We start from the raw sequence: 1293 nt of genomic DNA, 5'->3' as shown, positions 1-1293 counted from the left end.
GAGTTTATCAGGATTCTTGCCTCTGTAGGCGGTAGTGCTGTGTTATAAACGTGTCACATGATGCACTGAGGCAACAAAGTATTAACAAATTAACCTGTTTTGCTACTGGATGTTAAACGAAAGGTTGCTGCCTTATTCTCAGGGGCTTTTAAAATATTATTTTTGCAGGCATTGCTGCAATGTCCTTTAAAAAGATATAATAATTGTATAAAAAGTGAACGTAATAGCTTTTTAAAAAGGTTAAAAAAGGTGAATAATGGATGTTAATCAGCTTAAAAAATTGATACTTACCATGAATCCTAATGATTTTGTAGAAGAATATATAATACCTAAAAGTTATGCTCACTTTAGTCATGATCAGTTAGATTATGTCAGAAATAAAATATCCGAAGCTACTGGAATATCTATATCTGAGAATGAAATTTATGTGGTCGGATCTGCTAATATAGGTTACGGATTATTTAATAAAAAAACGAAATCTGGTCAGAACTATGAAGCATTCAGAGAGTTTTCTAAGTTTTCTGATGTGGATATTGCTTTTGCATCATCAACTCTATTTGATAAGGTCTGGGGTGAAATAAACTCGTATGCAAACTTGCAACAATTCATGCCCCACAGAATGAATAAGCTTGGTGACTATTTGGTTTATGGGTGGCTTCGTCCAGATCAGTTTCCAAAAGACGTTAGATTCAATTATTTCGATAAATGGAATGATGCTGTAAAGGAATTAAGTCGTGAGAAAATTCTAGGCAGAAGAAAAATATCTGGTGCTTTATATAGAGATGTTGAGTTCATTAAAAAGTATCAAACACGAAGCATAGCTAAATGTAAAAAGGACTTAGAATTAATATGAAAACTTCAGCTACAAATAAAAAAACTCGAGAGATAATTGGAATGGTCAGGAAGGGTTCCCTTATACCTCGCCCTGAGTTTCAACGGCGTTTAGTATGGTCGCGTGAAGATAAAAATCATTTTATAGATAGTGTGCTGAGAGATTTTCCTTTTCCAGAAATATATATATGTGATGGTGAAGTAGACTTGGACACGGGGGAAGGAAACCAGTTACTTGTTGACGGGTTACAGCGAGTATCAACGTTAGTACAATATTTTGAAGGTGATATAAACTTAAAGCTAACAACTGTTCCTCCATATGAAACATTACCAAAAGAAGATAAAGAAAAGTTTTTGCAATATGATATTGCAGTTAGAGATTTAGGCGCAATATCTAAAGATCAGGTTATTGAAACTTTCAAACGACTCAATGCAACAAGTTATTCATTAACAGATATTGAG

General features: G+C 33.6%; 2 protein-coding genes. Both read left to right on the top strand.

Annotation, left to right across the window (positions count from 1 at the left end; translation table 11 throughout):
* Positions 1-256: 256 nt before the first annotated feature.
* The gene (locus tag INF73_RS21950; RefSeq protein ID WP_193547351.1) at positions 257-853 is read left to right on the top strand and encodes a hypothetical protein; all 597 of its coding nucleotides are present in this window, start codon (positions 257-259) and stop codon (positions 851-853) included.
* Positions 850-1293, top strand: a 444-nt coding sequence (locus INF73_RS21945) for a DUF262 domain-containing protein (RefSeq protein ID WP_193547350.1), incomplete at its 3' end; no start/stop codon positions are given. The genes INF73_RS21950 and INF73_RS21945, both read left to right, overlap by 4 nt.

The organism is Enterobacter cloacae complex sp. P6RS, from assembly GCF_014982245.1.
In the GTDB taxonomy this organism is placed as follows: domain Bacteria; phylum Pseudomonadota; class Gammaproteobacteria; order Enterobacterales; family Enterobacteriaceae; genus Enterobacter; species Enterobacter bugandensis.
The sequence above is the reverse complement of the archived record's forward strand: the minus strand, read 5'-3'. Positions and strand labels throughout refer to the sequence as shown.

Coding starts and splice junctions, on each gene's coding strand:
- INF73_RS21950 (WP_193547351.1), top strand. CDS start 257: ATGGATGTTAATCAGCTTAAAAAATTGATACTTACCATGAATCCTAAT.